The organism is Flavobacterium sp. SH_e (assembly GCF_025717045.1).
Classification (GTDB): domain Bacteria; phylum Bacteroidota; class Bacteroidia; order Flavobacteriales; family Flavobacteriaceae; genus Flavobacterium.
Genome location: NZ_JAOVZN010000001.1, coordinates 78,361 through 102,813 on the forward strand (window position 1 = coordinate 78,361; position 24,453 = coordinate 102,813).

Annotated in this window: 25 protein-coding genes and 3 tRNA genes; 18 read left to right on the forward strand and 10 right to left on the reverse strand. The window is 33.6% G+C overall.

What is annotated here, in order from left to right; translation table 11 throughout:
* The first annotated feature begins 169 nt into the window (after positions 1-169).
* A complete protein-coding gene (locus tag OD917_RS00315; protein ID WP_263521552.1) occupies positions 170-691 on the forward strand; it encodes a hypothetical protein in 522 nt (173 codons plus the stop codon).
* Between the two features lie 66 nt (positions 692-757).
* Here the strand turns inward: OD917_RS00315 and OD917_RS00320 are convergent, their stop codons facing one another.
* Complete coding sequence (locus tag OD917_RS00320; protein WP_263521553.1) at positions 758-1,861, reverse strand: fatty acid desaturase family protein; 1,104 nt, start codon at positions 1,859-1,861, stop codon at positions 758-760.
* Positions 1,862-2,034: 173 nt separating this feature from the next.
* A complete protein-coding gene (locus tag OD917_RS00325) occupies positions 2,035-2,361 on the reverse strand; it encodes a helix-turn-helix domain-containing protein (RefSeq protein WP_263521554.1) in 327 nt (108 codons plus the stop codon).
* 125 nt (positions 2,362-2,486) lie between these two features.
* Between OD917_RS00325 and OD917_RS00330 the strand changes: the two genes are divergently transcribed.
* The 4 genes from OD917_RS00330 (at position 2,487) to OD917_RS00345 (ending at position 5,760) form a co-directional block, all read left to right on the forward strand.
* Positions 2,487-2,756: a hypothetical protein gene (locus tag OD917_RS00330; RefSeq protein WP_263521555.1), complete on the forward strand. Its 270-nt coding sequence runs from the start codon at positions 2,487-2,489 to the stop codon at positions 2,754-2,756.
* A 42-nt stretch (positions 2,757-2,798) separates the two neighbouring features.
* Entirely contained in the window at positions 2,799-2,996 is a 198-nt protein-coding gene (locus OD917_RS00335) for a hypothetical protein (RefSeq protein WP_263521556.1), read from the forward strand.
* A 193-nt stretch (positions 2,997-3,189) separates the two neighbouring features.
* Positions 3,190-4,959, forward strand: coding sequence for a glycoside hydrolase family 9 protein (locus OD917_RS00340; protein ID WP_263521557.1), 1,770 nt, complete (start codon positions 3,190-3,192; stop codon positions 4,957-4,959).
* A 27-nt stretch (positions 4,960-4,986) separates the two neighbouring features.
* Entirely contained in the window at positions 4,987-5,760 is a 774-nt protein-coding gene (locus OD917_RS00345) for a ThuA domain-containing protein (RefSeq protein WP_263521558.1), read from the forward strand.
* A 57-nt stretch (positions 5,761-5,817) separates the two neighbouring features.
* Here OD917_RS00345 and OD917_RS00350 read toward each other — a convergent pair whose 3' ends face one another.
* On the reverse strand, positions 5,818-6,336 hold the full coding sequence (locus tag OD917_RS00350) for an STM3941 family protein (RefSeq protein ID WP_263521559.1): 519 nt from the start codon (positions 6,334-6,336) through the stop codon (positions 5,818-5,820).
* 274 nt (positions 6,337-6,610) lie between these two features.
* Between OD917_RS00350 and OD917_RS00355 the strand changes: the two genes are divergently transcribed.
* Together OD917_RS00355 and OD917_RS00360 are read left to right on the forward strand one after the other, a co-directional pair.
* Entirely contained in the window at positions 6,611-6,781 is a 171-nt protein-coding gene (locus OD917_RS00355; RefSeq protein WP_165352391.1) for a hypothetical protein, read from the forward strand.
* A 6-nt stretch (positions 6,782-6,787) separates the two neighbouring features.
* The gene (locus OD917_RS00360) at positions 6,788-7,300 is read left to right on the forward strand and encodes a PRC-barrel domain-containing protein (RefSeq protein ID WP_263521560.1); all 513 of its coding nucleotides are present in this window, start codon (positions 6,788-6,790) and stop codon (positions 7,298-7,300) included.
* Positions 7,301-7,593: 293 nt separating this feature from the next.
* Here OD917_RS00360 and OD917_RS00365 read toward each other — a convergent pair.
* From OD917_RS00365 to OD917_RS00375, 3 genes are all read right to left on the reverse strand, one after another.
* A tRNA-Arg gene (locus OD917_RS00365) sits at positions 7,594-7,667 on the reverse strand.
* 16 nt (positions 7,668-7,683) lie between these two features.
* Positions 7,684-7,758 (reverse strand) — tRNA-Pro (locus OD917_RS00370).
* Between the two features lie 14 nt (positions 7,759-7,772).
* Positions 7,773-7,856, reverse strand: a tRNA-Ser gene (locus tag OD917_RS00375).
* Positions 7,857-8,095: 239 nt separating this feature from the next.
* Between OD917_RS00375 and OD917_RS00380 the strand changes: the two genes are divergently transcribed.
* From OD917_RS00380 to OD917_RS00390, 3 genes are all read left to right on the forward strand, one after another.
* Positions 8,096-9,274 carry an acetyl-CoA C-acyltransferase gene (locus OD917_RS00380; protein WP_263521561.1) on the forward strand — a complete coding sequence of 393 codons (1,179 nt, stop codon included), beginning with the start codon at positions 8,096-8,098 and terminating at the stop codon, positions 9,272-9,274.
* A gap of 70 nt (positions 9,275-9,344) precedes the next feature.
* Positions 9,345-10,106 (forward strand): C40 family peptidase, encoded by a 762-nt coding sequence (locus OD917_RS00385; protein WP_263521562.1) that lies wholly within the window; start codon positions 9,345-9,347, stop codon positions 10,104-10,106.
* A gap of 34 nt (positions 10,107-10,140) precedes the next feature.
* A complete protein-coding gene (locus OD917_RS00390) occupies positions 10,141-11,193 on the forward strand; it encodes an SMI1/KNR4 family protein (protein WP_263521563.1) in 1,053 nt (350 codons plus the stop codon).
* Positions 11,194-11,354: 161 nt separating this feature from the next.
* On the opposite strand, the gene OD917_RS00395 is transcribed toward OD917_RS00390, so the two are convergent.
* Entirely contained in the window at positions 11,355-12,200 is an 846-nt protein-coding gene (locus OD917_RS00395; protein WP_263521564.1) for an AraC family transcriptional regulator, read from the reverse strand.
* A 116-nt stretch (positions 12,201-12,316) separates the two neighbouring features.
* On the opposite strand from OD917_RS00395, the gene OD917_RS00400 reads away from it, so the two are divergent.
* The 4 genes from OD917_RS00400 (at position 12,317) to OD917_RS00415 (ending at position 15,035) form a co-directional block, all read left to right on the forward strand.
* A complete protein-coding gene (locus tag OD917_RS00400) occupies positions 12,317-13,303 on the forward strand; it encodes an aldo/keto reductase (RefSeq protein ID WP_263521565.1) in 987 nt (328 codons plus the stop codon).
* Positions 13,304-13,543: 240 nt separating this feature from the next.
* A complete protein-coding gene (locus tag OD917_RS00405; protein ID WP_263521566.1) occupies positions 13,544-14,149 on the forward strand; it encodes an NAD(P)H-dependent oxidoreductase in 606 nt (201 codons plus the stop codon).
* A 2-nt stretch (positions 14,150-14,151) separates the two neighbouring features.
* Positions 14,152-14,430, forward strand: a complete 279-nt coding sequence (locus OD917_RS00410) for a putative quinol monooxygenase (protein WP_263521567.1) — start codon at positions 14,152-14,154, stop codon at positions 14,428-14,430.
* A gap of 125 nt (positions 14,431-14,555) precedes the next feature.
* The gene (locus tag OD917_RS00415; protein ID WP_263521568.1) at positions 14,556-15,035 is read left to right on the forward strand and encodes a DUF3291 domain-containing protein; all 480 of its coding nucleotides are present in this window, start codon (positions 14,556-14,558) and stop codon (positions 15,033-15,035) included.
* Positions 15,036-15,082: 47 nt separating this feature from the next.
* On the opposite strand, the gene OD917_RS00420 is transcribed toward OD917_RS00415, so the two are convergent.
* Positions 15,083-16,303, reverse strand: a complete 1,221-nt coding sequence (locus OD917_RS00420) for a dipeptidase (protein ID WP_263521569.1) — start codon at positions 16,301-16,303, stop codon at positions 15,083-15,085.
* Between the two features lie 134 nt (positions 16,304-16,437).
* Positions 16,438-17,145, reverse strand: a complete 708-nt coding sequence (locus OD917_RS00425) for a class I SAM-dependent methyltransferase (RefSeq protein ID WP_263521570.1) — start codon at positions 17,143-17,145, stop codon at positions 16,438-16,440.
* A gap of 302 nt (positions 17,146-17,447) precedes the next feature.
* On the opposite strand from OD917_RS00425, the gene OD917_RS00430 reads away from it, so the two are divergent.
* Together OD917_RS00430 and OD917_RS00435 are read left to right on the forward strand one after the other, a co-directional pair.
* Positions 17,448-18,335, forward strand: a complete 888-nt coding sequence (locus OD917_RS00430) for a LysR family transcriptional regulator (protein WP_263521571.1) — start codon at positions 17,448-17,450, stop codon at positions 18,333-18,335.
* A gap of 309 nt (positions 18,336-18,644) precedes the next feature.
* Positions 18,645-19,931 carry a DUF2130 domain-containing protein gene (locus OD917_RS00435; protein WP_263521572.1) on the forward strand — a complete coding sequence of 429 codons (1,287 nt, stop codon included), beginning with the start codon at positions 18,645-18,647 and terminating at the stop codon, positions 19,929-19,931.
* Between the two features lie 121 nt (positions 19,932-20,052).
* Here the strand turns inward: OD917_RS00435 and OD917_RS00440 are convergent, their stop codons facing one another.
* The gene (locus tag OD917_RS00440; protein ID WP_263521574.1) at positions 20,053-20,826 is read right to left on the reverse strand and encodes an META domain-containing protein; all 774 of its coding nucleotides are present in this window, start codon (positions 20,824-20,826) and stop codon (positions 20,053-20,055) included.
* A gap of 270 nt (positions 20,827-21,096) precedes the next feature.
* Between OD917_RS00440 and nirB the strand changes: the two genes are divergently transcribed.
* Positions 21,097-23,610 carry a nitrite reductase large subunit NirB gene (gene nirB, locus OD917_RS00445; protein WP_263521575.1) on the forward strand — a complete coding sequence of 838 codons (2,514 nt, stop codon included), beginning with the start codon at positions 21,097-21,099 and terminating at the stop codon, positions 23,608-23,610.
* A 294-nt stretch (positions 23,611-23,904) separates the two neighbouring features.
* Positions 23,905-24,282, forward strand: coding sequence for a nitrite reductase small subunit NirD (gene nirD / locus OD917_RS00450; RefSeq protein ID WP_263521577.1), 378 nt, complete (start codon positions 23,905-23,907; stop codon positions 24,280-24,282).
* Positions 24,283-24,453 lie beyond the last annotated feature (171 nt).

Consider the following 24,453-nt stretch of genomic DNA (forward strand, 5'->3'; position numbering starts at 1 on the left):
ACTGAAAACTGCTTCTTTAACTATTTTCTTTAGAGCTCAAATTTACTTTATTGAGTTTACAATTACGTCTTAATTTACTTTCAAAACAGATATTATTTTAATATCTTTATGAATATTAGATCATTACGACTTTGTAAATTAAATTATTAATTCTAAAAAATCAGTTATTATGAATTACAGAGCCAAAAACATTTCTCTAGTTATTTTGGGCAGTTTAATCTTCTTTTCATGCAAAAAAGAAATCATAAAAAGTGTGCCTACCACCGACTCTACTTCCATAAAAACAGAAGCTTTAAAAACAGATAGCACTGTCTTAAATCCAACAGATTCTTTATACAATTTGGTCGATAAAAGTGTTATTGGAACTCAGTTTTTATCTAAAAGCAGTTTAGCGCCAAGATTAAAAAAATTATTGGGAACAGATTACGATCAAATGGTGAAAGATTGGAATACAGAAACTCCTTTTGAAAAACAAGAAAATGTTCTACATGCTTGGGGCTGTAAACAACATGATTGCAGTTCTTATTCCTATGATCTTTTTATTGACGTTAAAAACAATAAAATTAATGTTTACAAGTTTGCCGAATCAAAACTGACGGTTTTTAAAGAAGATAATTTTGATATTGAAATCAAAGATAATTTCCTAAAAGACTTGAACATTAAAAAGCAAAATGCTGAAATAAAAGAATAAAATATGGTCACAAAAAAAGCGGTTTTAAAAACCGCTTTTTTATTCTATAAAAATAACTTTCAATAGCTATATCTCGCCTGTAATTAAAATATTTTCTTTTACTCCTTTGTTTTTCAGCATTCTAAAATGAGAACGAACAGCATGATAAAACGGATATGAAGTATATGGCAAATTATATTCTTCTGCATAACGTCTTATTATTGGCGTAATATAAGGATAATAGGTGTGTCCAACAGCAGGAAAAAGATGATGCGCTACATGATGCGTAAATCCTCCGTATAAGAAATTAGCAAGTTTACTTTCTGTACTAAAATCCTTAGTTACAATCATTTGATGCATTACCCAAGTATCCGAAAGATTTCCTTCTTCGTCAGTATTGGGGAAATGAGCATCTTCGTCAACGTGAGTCGAAACCAACGCCACAACTCCAATTGCACTGCCGCATAAATGCATAGACAGCCAAGCAAAAAGAACAATATGCCACGGCTGATTTAAAAGCATCATAGGTATAAAAAGCAGATAAATAAGATTAATAATCTTCGCTACAAAAAGTCTAAAAACTTCTTGTCTCGGAATCTTGTCGACAACTTTCTTTACATAATTATCCTTTGTACCAAAAAAGTCTTTAAAATCTCTAATATAAAGCCAGTTAAGACTATAAAGAGGATAAATAAACCACATATAAATGTGCTGGTACTTGTGGTAATTAAACAGCGGACTATTTGGAAATATTCGAATAATATCGCTCTGTTTGATGTCTACATCCCAATCTGGCACGTTTGGGTAAGCATGATGCAAACTTATATGACGTCGCATCCAGAGCCAATGATTACTTCCAAAGAGTTCTAAAACATATAAAAACCATTCATTGTGCTTTGGCTTTTTAAATAAGGCTCCATGTGCAGCATCATGAAAAGCATTTATAAACAAAACGATCATAGTAATTCCAGACAAAATATAAAAGAGAAAAAGTAAGGGGGTCTGGTTACCAAAAATTAAGATACAGGCGTAGAATAAAAAGAAAATTGCCAGAAGCCCTAAAGACTTCACAACATTTAATACATACAACGACGAGTTTTTTAAGACCGTTTCTTCTACTTCTAAACGCATCTTTTTAAAAAAATCATCGGCTCCAGGTTTAACATAAACCGGTCGTTTTAATTTTTCCATATGGTTATTGCTAGAAATTGTTTAACCAAATTTAGCAAAAAAAAACTTAAATAATTAGCTTACATATAATTAAAAAATAAACATCTTAAACAAAAAACCACTCTAATTAAGAGTGGTTTAATAAATACGGTTACAAGTTATAATTGTTAGATATTTTTTGGAAAATTTTTAATCTATTCCTCAAATTTTTTCTCTGCTAGCCGTAGCCGAATATTATGAATTCGATCTTCAATTTCTTCCAAATCATTCAAAATATTCTCTTTTTCGTACACCGCACTAGCTTCATTAACCATATTTTGCTCAATTTCTGGAGCAAAAAGATAATTCAAATCTACATCCGGAAAATTTTTACTCAAACTAATAATAAATTCAGAACCTATATTAGCCGTACCGTGTAAATATCTTCCAATCATTGCAGGGCTAAATCCTAAAATTGCCCCAACCTCCTTTTGCTTTAATCCTTTAGCCTTAAAGAATTTGCTCAACTTCTCGTTATACATCATTAATAAATTTTAATACAAAATATAGCGACAATATATTTTTAACATTAAAAAGAATGGTAAATATAATATTATTCCTACATTTACATAAAATATGAACACATTAAATTATAATTAGCAAATATATGTCAAAATTAATCAATAATAGCAATTTTAAAGAAGATAATTCTCACAATAAAAAAGCTTATGAGTTTATTGATAAGCATTTACCTTCAACCTATGTTGATCTTACTATTAACTGTATAATTAAAAAAGGCCAGCCTGCTCCAAGCAAAGCATTAATAAGAAATGTTAGAAATAAAACCATTTTTAGAAATGATATTTTGCTTGCATTAGTTGAAGTTGCATATGAAAACAAAAAAGCTATTGAAAAGATTAAACTTCTTATTTCTTAAACGTAAATCTTACCAAAATTCTTCAGCCAAAAACTTAATTTTATGACAAACCGGAATATCAATAAAAACGCAGAACCACAATTAGATTCAATTAACAATCAATTCGAAATTACATCTTCAAGCCAAAACGATTTACAAAACACACCTCATTTATACGGAATGACTCTTGAACAATATAAAGAAGGCGTTGAAATTCATTCCATATGTTTTGGTCAGCTTGAAAAAATAATCAATAGCTGAAAGTTTTGTATTCTTTTTTTATAAAAATCACATCAAATACACATCATTAATTTTTCAGTTTTAGCATAAACTCCTATAAAAACTAGTTTCATTATAATTCTTATAATTCTAGAATTTTAGGTCAAAAACATTTAGCTAAAGTAAATTTTCAGTTTTTTGTAATTTGCTTTCTATTAGCTAAAAAAACTAAACCATGCTAAAATTCAGAAAACAATTAAAATATGCCTTAATAGTTTTATTTCTTTCTGTTACGGCTTATAGCTCCCCAATTATTTATGTGAACCAAGTTGGTTTTGACCCGAAAAGTCCAAAGATTGCTATTATTGGATATGAAGGCAAACTTCCTAGTACAACTTTCGCTATTGTGGATTCCGAATCTGGCAAAACTGTTTTTACTTCTAAAATAGGAAACGCGGAAAGTGTTGAGGACTGGAAATTGGGAAAATTATATTATAAAGCAGACTTTTCCTCATTTCAAAAACCAGGAAATTATAAAATCAGTGTAAAAATTGAAGATCAAAATTATACTTCTGCACGCTTTTCGATTGAAGAAAATATATTAGCCAAAAGAACTATTTCTTCAATTGTTCATTATTATAATAAGCAAAGGGCAAATACCACTGAAGAACTTCAAGCTGACAAAAATATGCTATTGTTTGGAAGCTCTAAAAAAGTAGACGTGCATGGAGGATGGTGTGATGCGTCTGGAGATGTAAGCAAATATTTTTCGCATTTAGCTTACGCCAATTTCGTCTCTCCGCAACAAACACCTTTAGTAACTTGGTCACTAATAAATACCTCTGAAACGATCCCGAAACAGCTAACACAATGGAAAATAAAAGATTCTTTAGATAACGAAGCCATTTGGGGAGCCGATTATATGATGCGCTGTCTTTCTGATGAAGACTATTTTTATATGATTGTTTTCAGTTATTTCGATAAAAATCCAGCCGCAAGAAGAATTGTTGGACTTCATGCCAATAGCGTTACCACAGATGAATATCAAAGTGCTTTTCGCGAAGGCGCTGGAATGGCAATAGCTTCGCTTGCAAGAATTTCTCAGTGGAATAAGAACGGAGATTTTACTTCAAAACAATATTTAGACGGTGCAAAACGAGCTTATGCCCATCTTTTAATCAATAATACAAAATATGACGATGACGGAAAAGAAAACATCATTGATGATTATTGCGCTTTAATGGCATCGACAGAATTATGGATTGTGACCAATGATAATTTCTATAAAGAAGAAGCCAGAAAATGGGCTCATAAACTTGAAAACCGAATGACGGATAAAGGTTGGTTTAGAAGCAACGGTGGAAATCGTCCGTTTTGGCATGCTGCAGATGCTGGTTTGCCTATTGTAGCATTAACAAGATATCTAAAGAAAGAAACGGATAGTAAAGAAATAGCTTTGGCTAAAAATGTGATCGAAAAGGCTTTGGAGTATAATTTGGCTGTTACAAATAATGTCCCTAATCCGTTTGGTTATGCAAGGCAAAGTTTTTTATTTAAAGATAAAATTCAGGATGGCTTTTTTATTCCACACGAAAATGAAACTGGCTGGTGGTGGCAAGGCGAAAACGCTAGATTAGCTTCTTTGGCAACAGCAGCAATTGAAGGCGGAAAAAGTATTTCGCTTCAAAAAAATAGCAAAATAAAAAAATCAATTGATTTGTACGCTTCCCAGCAATTATCTTGGATTTTAGGATGCAATCCGTATTCGATGTGCTTTTTATATCAATTTGGAGAATATAATGTTCCATACATGCATTCTAATTATGGACACGGTTCTGAAAAAGGCGGAATTTCTAACGGAATTACAGGTAAAGATGAAAATGGAGATGGTTCTGGAATTGACTTTAAAATAGAAGACAAAGGAAACGAATGGCGCTGGACAGAACAATGGATTCCGCATTCAGCATGGTTTCTACAAGCTATAACGGCAATGGTTAAACCATAATTTTGGTACTTCAAACAAATCGCTTTCATGAAAAATTCAATAGTATATATTTTATTTATTTTAAGCTGTTTTATTCAGCCAAATTGTCTAGCTCAAAAACAAAAAAAATCACGTTTTAAAGCGTTGGTTTTGTATGAAAATGGCGGGCATCATCTTGATTTTACAAAAGCAGCAAAACCTTGGCTGAACAAATTGGCAATCGATAGCAGTTTTACAATTGATTATATCGAAAATACCAAAACTATTAACGAAGCATTTTTAAAACAATATCAAGTTTTTATTCAATTAGATTATCCTCCTTACACTTGGAGTGAAGAATCCATGAAGGCGTTTCAGAAATATATGGACAATGGAAAAGGCGGATGGGTAGGTTTACATCATGCAACTTTGTTAGGAGAATTTGACGGATATCCAATGTGGAAATGGTTCTCAGATTTTATGGGCGGAATTCAGTTTGTCAATTATATTCCAGATTTTGCAAGTGCGAAAGTAAATATGGAAGATAAATCTCATCCCGTAACCAAAGGAATTTCAACCGGTTTCTTGATCAAAAAAGAAGAATGGTATATTTATGATAAAAGCCCGAGGCCAAATGTTCATGTTCTGGCTTCAGTTGATGAATCTACATACGAACCAGATTCAAAAATAAAAATGGGAGATCATCCTGTAGTTTGGACAAATGATCATTTCAAATCAAGAAATGTGTACATTTTTATGGGACATGCTCCAGAATTATTTGAAAATGAAGCTTACACTACTCTACTCCGAAATTCTATTTTTTGGGCAGCTGGAAGAAACTAAAGATGTTTCTTTATCTAAAGCATAATAAAAGAGCCGCTCAAATGAGCGGCTCTTTTATTATTTTTTCCAGTTACTTACAAACAAGTCATATAATCTATTTGCATCAATATCAATTTCTGACGCTGAGTACATAATATTCAATTTAGAATTTTGTTCATCATAAGCCATTTTCCAAAGAAACTTAGAAACACGACCGTCATATTTATCTAAATTGTCAATTGTAACAGCAACCAAAGTATCTCCACCAACTTTTTGCAATTGCACATTGGTAACATCTTGCCACTCTATTCTTCCAAAAGCTTTAGCTACTGGGGTTGTTCTTCCGGAAAAACCATTTGCATCAATATGGATTAATGGAGATTTATCTTTTATACTTGCAAAAACTTTAAATTTTAAAACAAGCATCATTACAAGAATAGCGCCTGAAATAATAGATAGTTTTATTTTAAACACTCCATCAAAAGTTCCTATTCCGTATAAAACTGCAATTGCTAATAAAATACTAATTGCAATAGCGTATAAAAGTAAGTTTCTGGTTTTCTTTGTGTTTCGGTATAAATTTATTTCTTCATTCATGGGGCGTAGTAAAATTTTTATTTGTTATTAGAATTAAAAACGAAGAAGCAATTTACTACAAAATATTTAAGAACCCTAGAAACGCCCATAAACATTGGCCTTGTTTAAAGTAATCTCAAAATATTATAAAAGAATTAAATTTTTAAGCTGTTATAAATCAATTTTTTAACGGCTGGGAATTGTATAACTTCTACCTGAAATTAAATACTTCTATAGGCCATCCTCATTTGTACCTTTATTTAAAATTAAATATTTATAATAAAAATATAAGGTTATGGCAGAAATTAAAATTGAGAAAAAAAAGCCAATCTGGCCGTGGATTGTAGCAGTCCTATTGATCTCAGCACTTGTATACTATGTTTTTTTGAGAGATGATCAAGTGCAAAACGAAAACAGAATGGAAATCGAAAACAATTCAAGTGCAGACAGCACAGCAAATTACTGAGAAATTATGGAAAATAAAGATAGAAACTTATACAGACTAGACGAACTTTCTGATTATAAAGTTGCTTCCAACTATTCTGATGTAAGAGGTTGGAAAATTGTAGATGCAGACAACCGTACAATAGGAAAAATTGATAACCTCTGGGTTAACAAAGACATGCAACGTGTTGTTTATCTTGATGTTAATCTAGACAAAGGATTAATTGACGATAGTCGTAATGAAGTGCACGATGCAATATTGAATGACAACGGAAAAGAGTTTGTTTACAAGGATGGAGACAGCCACATTATCATTCCAATTGGTTCTGTAAGCATAAATAAAGACACTAAAATTGTCATGGCCAACAGCATAGGGTATGATACCTTTAGAAAAACAAGCAGATACAACTGGCAAAATAATTTTGATAGGGAATACGAAAGAAGAGTATTGAATTCTTATTACCCTACTGAAGAATCTCGTCTTGCGTCTGAAAGCAATGATGATACTTTTTACCAAAGAAGAGAATTTGATAATTATTAATTTAAAAAGAACTTCATCAATAAATAAAGATCAAATGTTTTAAGAATGTTTGATCTTTTTTTGTTTAAGCAATTTTTTAAGAAAGATACACAAAATAAAAAAGCCACTCGATTTGAGTGGCTTTTTGTGACCCCAGAAGGATTGCAACTATAGGCTACAAACCCGCATCAATTCTATGTTTTCATTATTTCAAAAACCGTTTGCCACGGTTTTGCCACGCTTTTTTCATCGATTTTAAAAACTGCAAAATTGTAGAAAACAAAAAGACCCACTCGGTATGAGTGGGTCTTCTGTGAACGCAGAAGGATTCGAACCTTCGACCGCCTGCTTAGAAGGCAGGTGCTCTATCCAGCTGAGCTATGCGTCCATTATTTCAATTGTAGTCGGGGTGGCAGGATTCGAACCTGCGGCCTCCTGCTCCCAAAGCAGGCGCGATAACCGGGCTACGCTACACCCCGAGGCAAAATTTAAGCGGAGAGACAGGGACTCGAACCCTGGCGACGGTTACCCGTCGACAGATTAGCAATCTGCTCCATTACCGCTCTGGCACCTCTCCTTGCTAGTGGAATTGCTTCCGTTTTGCGAGTGCAAATGTATAACAACATTCCTTTTCTCACAAGCTTTTTTTTGAGTTTTTTTAGTTTTTTTTTATCTTTTTTCAAAAACACTTCACAATCAAACAAATAGAATTAACAAAAATTTCACCTTAAATTTAAAATTAGCCCTATTCAATACAAAATTTGAATTTATTCAAATAAACAGTAAATTTGCTTACTAACTATTATTAAACAGAAAATGAACAAAAGAGTTGTTATCGTTTCTGCCGTTAGAACACCTATCGGAAGTTTCATGGGCGGGTTATCTACTGTACCTGCACCAAAATTAGGCGCTACTGCCATAAAAGGAGCGCTTTCAAAAATTAACCTTGACCCAAAATTAGTCGATGAAGTTTTCATGGGGAATGTAATTCAAGCGGGTGTTGGACAAGCGCCAGCTCGCCAGGCTGCATTATTTGCTGGATTATCAGAAGAAGTTGCTGCTACAACAGTAAACAAAGTATGCGCCTCTGGAATGAAAGCCGTAATGTTTGCTGCTCAAGCAATCGCATGTGGTGACGCTGAAATCGTAGTAGCGGGCGGAATGGAAAGTATGAGCTTGATTCCTCACTATGTACAAATGCGTGCTGGAAACAAATTTGGTCCTGCAACTATGCTTGACGGAATGCAGAAAGATGGTTTGACAGATGCTTACGACAACAACGCAATGGGAGTTTGCGCTGATTTGTGTGCTTCTGAATATAAAATCACTCGTGAAGAACAAGACGCTTTCGCAATTCAGTCTTATGAAAGAAGTGCAAAAGCTTGGGACGCTGGAAAATTCGACAATGAAGTTGTTCCTGTTGAAGTTCCTCAAAGACGTGGTGAGCCAATTATCTTTTCAAAAGATGAAGAATATACTAATGTGAAATTAGATAAAATTCCATCTTTAGCACCCGTTTTTACAAAAGACGGAACTGTAACTGCTGCAAATGCTTCAACAATCAACGACGGAGCAGCAGCTTTAGTTTTAATGTCTGAAGAAAAAGCAAACGAATTAGGAATTAAACCTCTTGCTTACGTAAAAGGATATGCAGATGCTGCGCAAGAACCAAAATGGTTTACCACAAGTCCAGCAAAAGCACTTCCAAAAGCTTTAAATAAAGCTAGAATTTCAATCTCAGATGTAGATTATTTCGAATTCAACGAAGCATTTTCTGTGGTCGGATTAGCCAATTCAAAAATATTAAACCTTGATAACAATAAAGTTAACATAAATGGTGGAGCTGTTTCACTTGGACATCCGCTGGGTTGTTCAGGAGCTAGAATTATTGTAACTTTACTAAATGTCTTAGAACAAAACAATGCTAAAACTGGAGCTGCTGCAATTTGCAATGGCGGTGGTGGTGCATCTGCAATTGTTATCGAGAGAGCTTAAAAACAATATCATAAAAAATCAGGAGTTTATAAATTGTAACTCCTGATTTTCAACTTATAATTTGCCTTAAATGTTCGGAATTTGCAATCTTGCCATAGTACCCGTTCGATCTGAACCAAGTGACAGAAGTGAAATTGTTACACAACTTTTGTTTGGAGAGCATATCGAAATTTTAGAACGCCATAATCAATGGGCTAAAATCAGAATTCAATTTGATGATTACGAAGGCTGGGTAGATTCTAAACAATATCAGGTTATCACCGAACAGCAATTTAATCAATTAAGCAAAGAAGCAATTATCTTAAATGCCGATTTAATTGATTATATCACTGCTCCAGATAATTTGTTACTTCCCATTCCGCTTGGTGCTTCATTATCCTTTTTAAATAACAACGAAATCAATATTTCCAACTTTGATTTTGAAGGAACTAAAACCAGTGGCATAAAACCCAAAAGTGCTTTAATAAAAACTGCTTTTATGTATTTGAATGCACCGTATTTATGGGGCGGAAAAACACCTTTTGGAATTGATTGTTCAGGTTTTACTCAAATGGTATACAAATTAAACGGTTATAAAATTCATCGTGATGCTTCGCAGCAAGCGCTTGAAGGAGATCCATTAAGTTTTATTGAAGAAAGTGAAGCGGGCGATTTAGCTTTCTTTGATAATGACGAAGGAAACATTACGCACGTTGGTATTATAATGGAAAACAATTACATTATTCACGCAAGTGGAAAAGTTCGTATTGATCGTTTAGACCACACTGGAATTTATAATCCTGAATTAAAAAAACATACACATAAACTTCGTGTAATCAAGAAGATTATCTAGTTTCTCTTTTCCTTTAAACCCCATAAAAAAGCAAATGACTAAACTCGAATTATCCAAAACAGGCTTTCAGATTAATAATGTAAACATCGAATTCCCAATTGATATAACAGTTTTAAAACAAGCTTTAGGAGACTGCAGATACATCAAAAAACAATACAATCATGTTTACACTTGGGACAAACTTGGTATTATGGCCTTTTCTAAAGAAGGAAATAAAGCTGAAAGTTTGGCTATTGAATTTGAAGTTAGAGAATATGATTATTGCGCAAAAAGCATCTTTACCGGAGAATTTATTTTTGATGGAGAAGAATTATTTCAATACTACGAAAGCAATAAAAGTCAACTTGTAAAACTTTTTAAAGGTGACAGAAGCGGTGCTTTTATTTTAAATGGAACAAGTGTTTGGTTTGATAAAGAAAATGGTAAAATCACAAGTTTAAGCATTTCATCTTCTGAAGAAAAAGAAAAGAAAATCACAGCGCCTCTTGATCCTGAATACAAATCGTTTGAGCCTTTATGGCAGGAATGGATTTTAGAAATCAATAAAATCGTTTCAACAAACAATGATTACTACAATCTTGCAGATGGAATTTCCGAAGGCGATATTCAAGAACATCTTGAACTTGAAGACGATATTACAATTCCGCCAGCATTAATTAACTTTTACAAAGTTCAAAATGTAGATTACGACCCTGTAACAGCTGTTTTTCAATTTGGAGTTAACAATTGGAGCTATGATTTAATTCCGTTTGAAGATATCGCAGAAGAATGGAATTCGATACAAGATTTACAATTTGACGAAGAAGATCTGCCAGAACAAGAAATTGATTTCGAAAAAATCCAAACCAATAACTACGCTAACCCAAAATGGATTCCGTTTGCGACAGGACGAAACGGTGATTATTTACTTTATGACACTGATCCTGCTTCAAAAGGAAAATTTGGACAGATTATCGAGCTTCAAAATGAATCTTGGGACAGAAACATTGTTGCCGATTCATTAGAAGAACTAATCAAAAATGAAATAAAAAATTTAAAAGCTGGTAAAACTGATCATTTTGATTTTATAATTGGAAAAGAAAATTAAAGTACGCTGATAAAACAGATTCTCTTTGCAAAAACGGGGATTTACAGGGATTTTTTTTCTCTCGCAGATTTAATAAGCCAAAGAAAAACCTTTTTAATCCTCTTAATCTGTGGCTAAAAATAAATTAGCAGAAATTTGTGAAATTTGTAGCCCAAAAAAACTCACGCACTTAATCGAATCGTTTTTCTAAACTCAGAAGGACTATATCCTTTCTGTTTTCTGAAAAACTTATTAAAGTGGCTTTCATCCGTAAAACCAAATTCATACGCAATTTCATTAATACGCTTATCACTAAACTGCAAACGGTGCTCAATCAATTTCGTTTTATAATTACTGATATACTGTTGCATCGTTTCGCTCGCATGTTTCTTAAAATAACGTCCTAAATACGTATTCGAAATTCCGAAATAATCACTAATTGATTCTGCTTTAATTTTTTCAGGATAGTAAATATTATTCTGAATGTATTGCAGAATATCCATTGCTTTAGCTTCAGTATTTATAGTTACTTGTTCAGGAAGATATTTTGCAATATTTCTCGCCACGATAATAATCAAGGTATTCACCAATTGCTGAATCAATTCCTGATTGTAAACATCTTTATCCTGATGTTCACGGCAGATTGCTTCAATCATTACTTTGACCAAACATTTATCGGGATCATTTTTAAGAATACAGCCTGGCTGATGATTCGCATTTTGAAGAATATATTCTAATCGCTGAATATTCTCATTCTGCAAACTCGAATTTTTCAAATAAATATCATTAAATCTCAAAAAGAAAAATTTCGTTTTGGTTTCAATAGTAAAATTGTGACAATCCTCAGGCGTCAATAAAAACAAATGCCCTGGATCATATTCAAAAATATTCTTATTAATACACTGTCTTCCTGTTCCTTCCAGAATGTAAACCAGTTCGAAAAAATTATGACGATCTCCAACATCTGGATATTCATTAAGCGTTTCAAAAGAGACTGTAAAAGGTTCGTATAAGTTTTCTTTTTTCATAATTCCATTTATTTGGAGATGCAAATATACCTAAAAAAGACAAATATATACCAAATAAGAATCATAAAAACAGTATAATTTTGCCTCATCAATTTTAAACATAAAAAATCACAATCATGGAATATAGAAAACTAGGCAACTCAGAACTTGAATTATCAGCTATTACATACGGTGCATTTGCCATTGGTGGAACCATGTGGGGCGGTACAGAAAAGAAAGATTCAATCGAATCTGTTCAAGCTTCTATTGACCACGGAGTTACCACAATTGACACTGCTCCTTTTTACGGATTTGGTCTAAGCGAAGAAATGATCGGAGAAGCAATAAAACCTTACGATCGTTCTAAAGTTCAGCTACTTACAAAATTTGGTTTGGTTTGGGACGGAAGCAATAACGGAAAAGGCGATTTCTTTTTCGACGCTGATGACAACGGTAAAAAAGTTCCGATTTACAAATATTCATCAAAAGCAAACATAATTAAAGAAGTCGAAGAAAGCTTAAAACGTCTTCAGACTGATTATATCGATTTACTGCAAATTCACTGGCCAGATTCAACAACTCCAATTTCCGAAACAATGGAAGCTGCTGAAAGCTTAATTCAACAAGGAAAAATCAGAGCTTTTGGAGTAAGCAATTATAATGTAGCACAAATTCAAGAAGCACAGAAAACAATTCAAGTGGCTTCAAATCAAGTGGCATACAGCATGCTGAATCGCAAAATTGAGGAAGAACTAATTCCTTTCACAGTTGCAGAAAACATCGGAATCATCGCTTACAGCCCAATGGAAAGAGGTTTATTGACTGGGAAATATTTCACTGACAGCAAACTAAAAGAAAACGACCATAGAAATGGTTATTTCAGCCAATTTGATCTTCAAAAAGTAAAAACTTTAGTTGAAGAATTAACTTCTTTAGCACTCGCAAAAGAAGCAAGTTTATCACAATTAGTTTTACGCTGGACCTCTTTACAAAAAGGAATTTCAATTGTATTAGCTGGAGCTAGAAATGCAGAACAAGCCATTTCAAACGCCAAAACAATGGATTTCGATTTATCAGCTTCAGAATTGGAATTTATCAATCAGGCAATTGCTAAAATTAAATAATTCACTTTTTTAAACACATAGAAACAATATTCTTTAGTTGTGATCAAAGGCGTTTCACTCATGTAAATGCACATAGTCAACGCAATCTTGTCATTTCGACTGAAAGGAGAAATCACACTAGAAACTCTGCAAACTAAGTCGCCAATCTTTGGCGAGTAACGTGTGTGATTTATCGTTCCTCGAAATGACAAGCTTTGAGAGCTATGTATCAAAAAAATCTCAAACAATTAAATAATTAAAATGAAAAAGATATTTATAATTAACGGCGGACAAAAATTCGCACATTCAGGAGGACAATTCAATAAAACCGTTCAGGATTGGACAGTTGAATATCTTTCTAAAAACAATGATTACGAAATAAAAACAACCCACATTGAAGACGAAATAGATCTTCAAAAAGAAGTAGAAAAATTTGTTTGGGCAGATTTAATTATCTATCATACACCAGTTTGGTGGTTTCAAATTCCGAATCTTTTCAAAAAATATATCGATGACGTTTTCACGCAAGGACACAACAACGGAATCTATAAAAGTGATGGAAGAAGTCGTGTAAATCCAGACATAAACTACGGAACTGGCGGACTTCTACACGGACGTAAATACATGCTTACTACAAGCTGGAACGCACCTGCAACAGCATTCACAATTCCGGGCGAATTCTTCGAAGAAACTTCTGTTGATGATGGCGTAATGTTTGGTTTTCACAAAATGAACAAATTCACAGGAATGGAACGCCTAGACGGATTTCATTTCCATGATGTAGAAAAAGGTGCTACACCAGAAAATATCATTATCTTTAAAGAGAATTACACGAAACATTTAGAGCAAACTTTTAAAAACTTATAATTATGATTTCTATTACAGCAATTTTAAAAAGTAAACCAGAACATTTAATTGAAGTTCAAAGCCTGCTAACACATCTAGTAACCGAGACTAGAAAAGAAGCTGCTTGTATTCGTTACGATTTACACACTTCAGAAAATGTTTTTATTCTTTGGGAAGAATGGAAAGATCAACCTGGTTTAGATTTACATAACAACCAATCTTACTTAAAAGATTTTATCAAAAAAACCGAGACTCTAGTTTCAAGTCCAATTCAAGTTTACAAAACTGCTCAGATTTTATAAGTTGTTTGCCACGAATTACACAAATCTTAGCGAATTCTTTTTTATTTAGAATATAAAATTAGTGCAATTCGTGTAATTTGTGGCGAAAAAATAATCCTACATATTATTCAGAAACATAAACCTTTATGAGTCATTATCATCTTGCCGAAATTAATATTGCCAAAATGAAAGGCGTCGATATCAACGACCCAATAATGAAAGAATTTGTAGATAATTTAGATGCTGTAAACACTTTAGCCGAAGAAAGCGAAGGTTTTGTTTGGAGATTAAAAGACGAAACTGACAGTTACAATGCCAAAAGTCTGAATCCGTACAATGATGAGCAAATTATAATTAATGTATCGGTTTGGGAAAGCATTGAAACTTTAGAGCATTATATGTACAAAACTTTTCACAGCGAATTTTTAAGACGCCGAAAAGAATGGTTTCAAAAATTCGGAAAAGCGCATACAGCCATGTGGTGGATTCCAAAAGGAGAAATTCCAACTATGGAAGAAGCCGTAGAAAAGTTAGATTATCTACAGAGAAACGGCCCTTCAGAATTAGTTTTCGATCTTAGAAACAAATATCAAGCACCAAATAAAAACAAAACAACAGCGAAATAAAGAATTTTATTTCGCTGTTGTTTTGTTTACAAATAATCTTTGACAGATTAAGATCTTTTCGTCGCAATATCAAATATTCGACAATAATTTCCACCGCCGATTTTAGCAATCTCTTCTTCTTTAAAACCTGCCTTCAGTAAAGATTCAACAACGGTATAATAAAATCCCTGCTTCTCAATTCCCCAAGACTGATTAGTTCCTTGAGGCCCTTGCTTTTTGTTATCATTTTGCCCTTTTTGATCGTTTTGCTTTTTAGGTTCTTCCTTTTTATCTTCTGGCTTTTTATTATCTCCTTGTCCCCATCCTTTATCATTTGGAGAACGATAAGCTGGAGTCAATTTAGTATCAGTTCCAATGCAAACATGATCGACGCCAACTACGTCAACCATAGCTTTAATATTATCTGCAAATTCAGCTGGTGAATCAGCAAGATGTGTCCAAACCCCAATTACACTACCATGATCTGCTACAATTTTAGCCTGCTCTTTGCTTATAAGTCTTGGCATCATCATCTTTGCCATTCCTTCATTTGCACCAAGACGGGTATTTAAACCTGTGTGCGAAACTAAAACAGGTTTTTTAGCAATTTTTAAAGCTCCGTTTACCGTATTATCATCGCAATGCGATAAATCGACTAAAATACCTAGTCTTTCACATTCCTTAATTGTTTCAACGCCAAAAGAAGTAAGTCCGCCCCATTGAGGCGTTTTTGTAAAAATATCACCTAACGGAACAGAAGCATCATTGTCATGAAGCAATCCTAGATGTCTTAAACCTCTATCATAAGCAATCTGCAAACGCTCAATTTTGCCTTCTAGAAAATGTCCTCCCTCTACAGATTGAATTACTATAGGCTTTTTATTCTTATGAGCCCATTCTAAATCAGTATAATCAAGAGCACGTTTCATATCATTTGCAATCAATATTTCGTCCATAGCGGTTAATCCGTTTAGAAATCTTTCGTAAGCATCTCCAGGATTAATTAATTTCTGATAATCAACGGCAAAAGTCATGCAAATTGCAGATAAACCAGATTTCTTTATTTCACCAAACAAATCAACTTTTGGACCCGGCAGTTCTGATTTTATCAAAGGAACATCAATGTGATTGTGTGTATCGATTCCGAATGTTCTTGCAACAATAGCAGCAATCCTTGGATCTTGCTCAATTGCAGCCCAAGACAAAAGCGGATTTAACATTAAAGCTGCTCCCGCTCCACCCATTGTAAACAGAAAACCTCTGCGATTCCATTGTTGATTATTGCTCATTTTAAATATTTAAGTTGTGAAATAAAAATAAAACTTGATTACACAAAAAAACACTTTTTTTCAATTCGCCAATCAATTATTATACAGACAGAAACATAGAACCGACCAAAAACAAAAATCAAACGATTAAACTTTTATTTAATTCCTCCAAAAGCTCCAAAGCACATATTTTTATGTAAAATTTCAACTTTTGAAAAGCCTACTTTTTTCATCAAATCCAATTGATAATTCATAGATCTTGGCGAATCTTCTTTTTCGATATAATCTAAAACTTTCTGGCGGTACTCTGTCCCTCCGATTCCTTCCAAATATTCTCCGTAACGTTGCCAAGTATATTTATTCAACAATTCTGTATCTTGCGTGATTAAATCTGAAATCATCAAACATCCGCCTGGTTTCAATAATTTAAATAATTTAGCGAAAGTCGTTTCCCAATCGTTATCATCTCTCAAATGATGCAAAACCGCACCCGCCAAAATAATATCAAAACTATTTTCTTCTAAATCTACTTCACGAATATCGCCTTGTTTTATCTTAACATTTCCTTTCGTTTCTGCCGAAACTCTTTCAAAAGCACGATCTAACATTGGCAAACTCAAATCTACCAAAGTGCAATTTAAATTTGGCACTTTAGATAACATCATTAAAGTATAATTTCCGGCTCCACAACCAACATCTAAAATGTTTTTAGCATTCGGAACAATTCGTTTTGAAGCTTCGGTTATTAATTCTAAAGAAATAGTAGCGTCAATTGTTGCCACTTGTCCTGTTTCTAAGTTTGAAAATCGTTCCACATCATTGTCAAATCGTTCTTTGATTTCTGCAATAGTTGATTTTTTCATGGTTTTTGTTTTTTAATCTCTCGCAGATGAAGCAGATTGAGCTAATCTTTTTTGCTATTATATGATTGGGATATTATTATGATTAAGATGATCTATCTAAAATTAATAATCTGCTTTATCTGCTAAATCTGCGAGAGACTTATTTTGTTTTAAAAAGTTATAAGTTTTTTGTTATTGGTTATTCGTTACAACTCTCACTTTTAACGTTTCACTTCTAACATTTAACTTAAAATCAAAACTATTCCTTTCGTAAATACTTTAAAAATACTATTTTTATCAATTAATAATACTTTTAAAGTATCATGGAATTACGTCACTTAAAATATTTTTTGGCTGTAGCCGAAGAACTGAACTTTACCAAAGCTTCAGAGAAACTCTTTATTTCACAACCGCCATTAAGTCGGCAAATAGCTGAATTGGAAGAAGAACTTCAAGCAAAACTTTTCATCAGAAACAATAAAAAAGTAGAATTGACCGAAGCCGGAAAATACTTTAAAGAAGAAGTAATAACAGTTTTTCAGAATCTGGAACGTATTTCTGTGAAAACCAAAAAGATTGCAGAGAACGTTTCGGGTGAATTCAGAATCGCGTATATCAGTTCAATATATTCTGCTGTAATTTCAGATTTGATAAAACATCTGAAAGCACAATTTCCATACGTAAATTTCAAATTATTTGAGGTTTCTACCACCAAGCAAATCGATGCTTTAGAACAAGGAAAAATCGAAATGGGAATTATCAGATCACCCATTCATTCTCCTAAAATAAAATCACATTTATGGTTTAAAGATGGATTTTCATTGGTTTACAACAAAAAAACAGTTCAGATAAAATCAGAAAATGAAATCACAAATTTGAAAGACGAAACATTTGTGTTTTTCAATAAAGATTACGCACCGCATTATCATGAAGTTTTACTAGAACTTTGCGCTTTTTATGGCTTTACGCCGAAGATTATTCATGAAGCGAATAACATCAACTCGATTGTGCAATTAGTCAAAAACGGATTGGGAATTTCGATTGTTCCTTCGAATATTGCAAAAAACAATCAGGATTCAGAGATTGGTTTTATTGAATTGAAAAAAGTGAATCTTTTCACAAATGTCTCCATAATAATTTCAAAAGATGATCTTTCTGAAATTACGCAATCTGCTGTTGAGTTTTTGTTGAAGAAAATTGGTTCACGCTGAAAATAATTTTAAGTTTATTCATGCATTTTGTCATTTCGACTGAAAGGAGAAATCACACTCGGGATTCGACAAAGATTGGCGACATTCTGTGTGGAGTTTCCAGTGTGATTTCTCCTTTCAGTCGAAATGACAAAAATTAGAAAAATCCTTTTTAATCATTATAATCTGTGGCAAAAAAACTTTGCGTCTTAGCGCCTTCGTGGCCATAATAAAAATTCGTTACAATTTAGTACAGAAATCCATATTATAAAAAGAGAACTTTTAAATATCTTAGCAAATTCAAATTCTACAATAAAATTTCAATATAAAATGGCCGAGCAATCTTCAATTCAGTGTCCAAACTGCGGAACTCCTATCGACGTAAATGATGTTTTAAAACATCAATTGGAAGACAGCATCCGTAAAGAATTTCAACAAAAGGCTACTATTCAAAATAAAGAATTAGAGCTTAAAAATGAACAATTGGATAAAGCCAAAGCCGAATTTGAAGCGAAGAAAAAACAGGAAAATGAACTTTTTGCTGAACGTTTAGAACGCGAGAAAAAAACAGCCGAAAAAGAAATTTCAGAAAAACTAAAAGCAAAACTTGAAGAGGAAAACAAAGATCGTTTGTTATTGATGGAAAAAGAACTCTCTGAAAAATCTGAAAAAATCAGAGAATTAAATAAAATGGAAGGTGAAATCGCCAAATTACAGCGCGAAAAACTGGAAATGAAAGATGCCATTCAAGCAGAAGCCGAAAAGCAGTTAAACGCGCAATTGGCTTTGGAACGAGAAAAAATCAGAAAACAGGAAGACGATAAAAACGAGCTGAAATTCAAAGAACTTCAGAAACAGCTGGAAGAACAAAAAAAGCTGACGGAAGAAATGAAACGTAAGCAAGAACAAGGTTCGATGCAATTGCAAGGCGAAGTAATGGAATTAGCGATTGAAGAATGGCTGGCCAATAACTTCCCTCTTGACAGTATTGACGAAGTTAAAAAAGGTGCCAATGGCGCTGATTGTCTTCAAGTTGTAAATACAAGAGAACATCAAAACTGCGGTTCGATTTATTACGAAAGTAAAAGAACTAAAGCATTTCAACCTTCTTGGATTGAGAAATTCAAAAACGATATTCGTACCAAAAGAGCGAATATTGGAGTTTTGGTTACCGAAGTAATGCCAAATGGAATGGACCGTATGGGAATGCGCGATGGAATCTGGATTTGTACTTATGAAGAATTTAAAGGTTTAAGCGCTGTGTTGCGTCAATCTCTAATTCAAATTAATCAAGCGGTTCAGGCTCAGGAAAACAAAGGCGATAAAATGTCTATGTTATATGATTTCCTAACAAGCAATGAGTTCCGTTTACAGATTGAAGGAATTGTAGAAGGTTTCACGCAAATGCAAAGCGATCTTGATTCTGAAAAAAGAGCGATGCAGAGAATCTGGAAACAGCGCGAAAAACAAATCGAAAAAGTAGTTCATAATACTTTAGGAATGTACGGTTCAATTCGTGGAATTGCTGGAAATGCGGTTCAAAGTGTTAAAGCCCTAGAATTAGATTTTATTGAAGAAGAACCAGAGGATGAAGAACCTAAGGAATTGTTTGAATAAAACTAAAAAAACTCTCGCAGATTTTACAGATTAGGTAGAAAAAAATCCATCTAATCTGTAGAATATTTGGCCGTAAAAAATATCAGCTCAATCTGCAAAATTTGCGGGAAAACAATAATAATCAATCCACTTTCTTAAAAACAGCCAATTTATTCGAAGGATTCGACAAAGTCAATTGATTATTTCCAATAGAATATGTTGTTGTGCTTTGCAAAGCTTTCAAAAATTCTCCTTCTTTATTTCCTTGTGGGCAAGCCATTAATGTTGAAATTACCTTTGTGAAACGTAAAACATCTTTTTCAAAAAAGATTTGTCCCGTTATCGAATTACAGCCACCAAAACCAGAGAATCTATTTTCTGTTGAATTAATTTCGAGTCTCGGAAATTCCTTTTGAAAATCGGTTGCAAAAACTTTATATCCATTTAATTCTTCTAAAACCCAAATATCATGAAGTCGATAATCGGTAAGATATTTTCCGCATCCGCTTAATTTCTTCGCTTCTAATTCTGAATTATTTCTAATTTCGACTTTTACACTATAAGGAGAAATCGCACCAGACATAGAATCTTGACAATCCAATTGCTGAATGGTAATTGTTGCCGAAGTATTTTCATTAGTTACTTGATACATTTTCACATTGGCATCCATTGCTCTAATTGCATCAACAGCTGGAAAAGTGATTTTTTCCTTTCCAGGAATTAATGATGTAAAAACGATTTCTTCATTTCCTATTTTGATTCCCCAAAACGGTTCGTTTCCTGTTGCTTTAAAATAATATTTTAAATCTTCCTCTGTAGAACTAGTCGAAATATTTCCATCAGCTGTTTTATTTGCCACTGTCTTACAGCTTATCATTAAAATTGATAACAATAATATTGAAAGTATTTTTTTCATGAGATTTTGGTTTAAGAAAGCGCTTCTTTTTCAAAACACCTATAAAATTCTTACGAATTTACGACATTTTTTTGAAACGCTTATTTAGAATGCTTTCAAATTTAAAAAAACTAAATAGGCAAAAAATCATTCAAAATCCGCACTACGTAAAAGATTAAGACAAAATACGTAGTCATCAAAACCTACTTACTACTTAAAAAATAATTTATTTACGTATTTTTATAAGTATAAATACTTATATTTGCGTAGTAATACTTAATTAAAGAAATCATGATTAGAGTAATAGTAGTTGGAAACGGCATGGTTGGTTATAAATTTTGCGAAAAGTTTGTTGCAAAATCAGGACAAGAAAAGTATCAAATCACAGTATTTGGAGAAGAACCAAGACGCGCCTACGATCGCGTTCACTTAAGCGAGTACTTTGGAGGAAAAACAGCTGATGACCTATCATTGTCAACAACTGATTGGTACGCAGAAAACAATATTATTCTAAACACATCTGAACTGATTACAGATATCAATCGTGATTCAAAAACAATTCATACGCATTTAGGCAAAACACATACTTACGACTACTTAGTTTTAGCAACAGGTTCATCTGCTTTTGTTCCTCCAATAGAAGGTGTCGAAAAAGAAGGTGTTTTTGTTTACAGAACAATAGAAGATCTTGACGCGATTATGGCTTACGCCAGAAAAATAAAACAAAAAGGCGCGACAGAAGCAGCAGTTTTAGGCGGAGGATTATTAGGTCTTGAAGCTGCAAAAGCCGTTAGAGATTTAGGATTGAATCCGCATGTGGTGGAATTTGCTCCGCGTTTGATGCCGAGACAATTAGATCAAGGCGCAAGTGATATGCTTCAATCTAAAATTGAAGAACTAAATATAGGAATTCATCTCAACAAAGCAACACAATATATTGACGGAAAAGAAAGCATAACGGGAATGATGTTTGCCAACGAGGAATTACTAAAAGTCGATATGCTGGTTATTTCTGCCGGAATTAAACCGCGAGACGAACTGGCAAGAGTTTCGGGACTTGAAGTTGGCGTAAGAGGCGGAATTGTGGTAAACAATCAAATGCGAACATCAGATCCTTCTATTTATGCGATTGGTGAAGCAGCACTTTATAACCAAAACATTTACGGATTGGTTGCGCCAGGCTACGAAATGGCCGATGTTGCCGCTGAGCAAATCTTAAATGGTGATAAAACCATGAGAGAAACCATCGATATGTCAACACAATTGAAATTAATTGGTGTTGAAGTTGCGAGTTTTGGTGATCCTTTTATTGAAAACGAAAATGTGACTGCCATTATTTATGAGAATAAATTAAGTGGTGTTTACAAAAGAATCAACGTTACCAAAGATTCTAAAACGCTTTTAGGCGGAATTTTAGTCGGAGATTCCAGCGATTACAATTCTCTTTTCCAGATTTATATCAACGAAATGGCATTGCCTAAAAATCCTGAAGATTTGATATTAGGTTCTCGCGATGGTTCTGAAGGTTCTTCTTTAGGAAGCGTAATGGATTTGCCAGATACAGCTGTAATCTGTTCTTGCGAAAATGTGACAAAAGGTTCTATTTGCTGTAAAATTTTAGATGAAAGCTGTCCTTCACTTTCAGATGTTGTCAAAGCAACTAAAGCAACTTCAGGTTGTGGAGGCTGTAAACCAATGGTTTCTGATTTGGTTAAAGCAACTCAAAAATCTTTAGGAAAAGAAGTAAAAGAAGTTATTTGCGAGCATTTCAGCTACACACGTCAGGAATTATTCGATTTGGTAAAAATCAATAAATATGAGAATTTCTATGATGTTTTAGATCATCATGGAAAAGGCGACGGATGCGAAATTTGCAAACCAGTTGTCGCTTCTATTTTCTCAAGTATTTATAATGACACCGCAAACAAACACGTAACTGCTCAAGATACAAACGATAGATTTTTAGCGAATATTCAAAGAAACGGAACTTATTCTGTCGTTCCAAGGGTTGCTGGAGGAGAAATTACTGCCGAGAAATTAATTGTAATTGGCGAAGTGGCAAAACAATTCGATTTATATACTAAAATCACTGGAGCACAAAGAGTCGATTTATTCGGAGCACATTTGAGCGATTTGCCTAAAATCTGGAAAATCTTAATCGACAATGGTTTTGAAAGCGGTCACGCTTACGGAAAATCACTTCGCGCCGTAAAAAGCTGTGTTGGAAATGCTTGGTGCCGTTACGGAATGGACGACAGTGCAGGATTTGCAATCGAACTTGAAAACAGATACAAAGGAATCCGTTCTCCTCATAAACTAAAAGGCGGTGTTTCGGCCTGCATTCGTGAATGTGCTGAAGCCCGTGGAAAAGATTTCGGATTAATTGCTGTTGAAGGTGGATGGAATTTATACATCGCAGGAAATGGTGGTGCAAATCCGAAACATGCGGTTTTATTAGCGGAGAAAATCGACAAAGAAACCGTTATCAAATACATGGACAGATTCCTAATGTATTACATCCGAACAGCTGGCCCACTGATTAGAACTTCAACTTGGTTAGAAAAACTAGATGGTGGTTTGGAATACTTAAAACAAGTAATTATCGAAGACAGCTTAGGAATCTGTGAAACGCTTGAAGCTGAAATGCAAACTCTTGTAAACACTTTTGAATGCGAATGGAAACAAGTGTTAGAAAAACCAAGATTATTGAAACGCTTCAATCATTTTGTAAACTCAGACGAGAAAGACGAAAATGCGGTTTTTGTTCCGTTAAGAGATCAAAAAGCGCCGAAAGCTTGGTCGTAAATAAATTTATTTAAACACATAGAGACATAGAATTACTAAACCTTAAAAGGCGTTTCACTTGCATAAATACACATAGCTATGTGTTAGAAACTAGTTTCTTTTAATTTTCTATTTCTCAAACAAAAAACAAAAAAATCTATATTTCTATGTGTTTCAAAAAATAATAAGCTCCAAAAAAAAGAAAAAAATCATTAAACGTTTGCTGTCCTTCTTACCCTCTTTTTTACTGCGCCATCAAAACTCTCTTGATTGTAAAAAGAGGGCTAAGAAACAGGAAATCAAAACTTAATCAAAATGGAAGAAATCTTAAATCAATACGAAACGGTTCACGCAAGCGATGCTACAATTTGGTTCAAAGCAGGTAAAGTTGAAGATTTCCCAACCAACCGAGGCGGATGCATTAAATACAAAAACAAACAAATTGCGATTTTCAATTTTACTCGCCGTAATGAATGGTACGCTTGCCAAAATGCCTGTCCGCACAAAATGGAAATGGTACTTTCAAGAGGAATGACAGGATCTGCCGACGATATTCCGAAAATCGCATGCCCGATGCATAAAAAGACTTTTTCGCTTATAGACGGTTCAAACTTAAATGGAGACGATTATAAAATTGCAACGTATCCGATTAAAGTAGTTGAAAACGAAGTTTTTGTTGGATTTGTAGATTAATTCAACTCAATCTTGTCATTTCGAGGAACGAGAAATCACACTCGGGAGTCGACAAAGATTGGCGATTTTCTATACGGAGCTTCGAGTGTGATTTCTCGTTCCTCGAAATGACAAAACTGACGTCATATTTTTCACACTGCAACAAAATCCAAAAAAACCTTTAATCTGTGG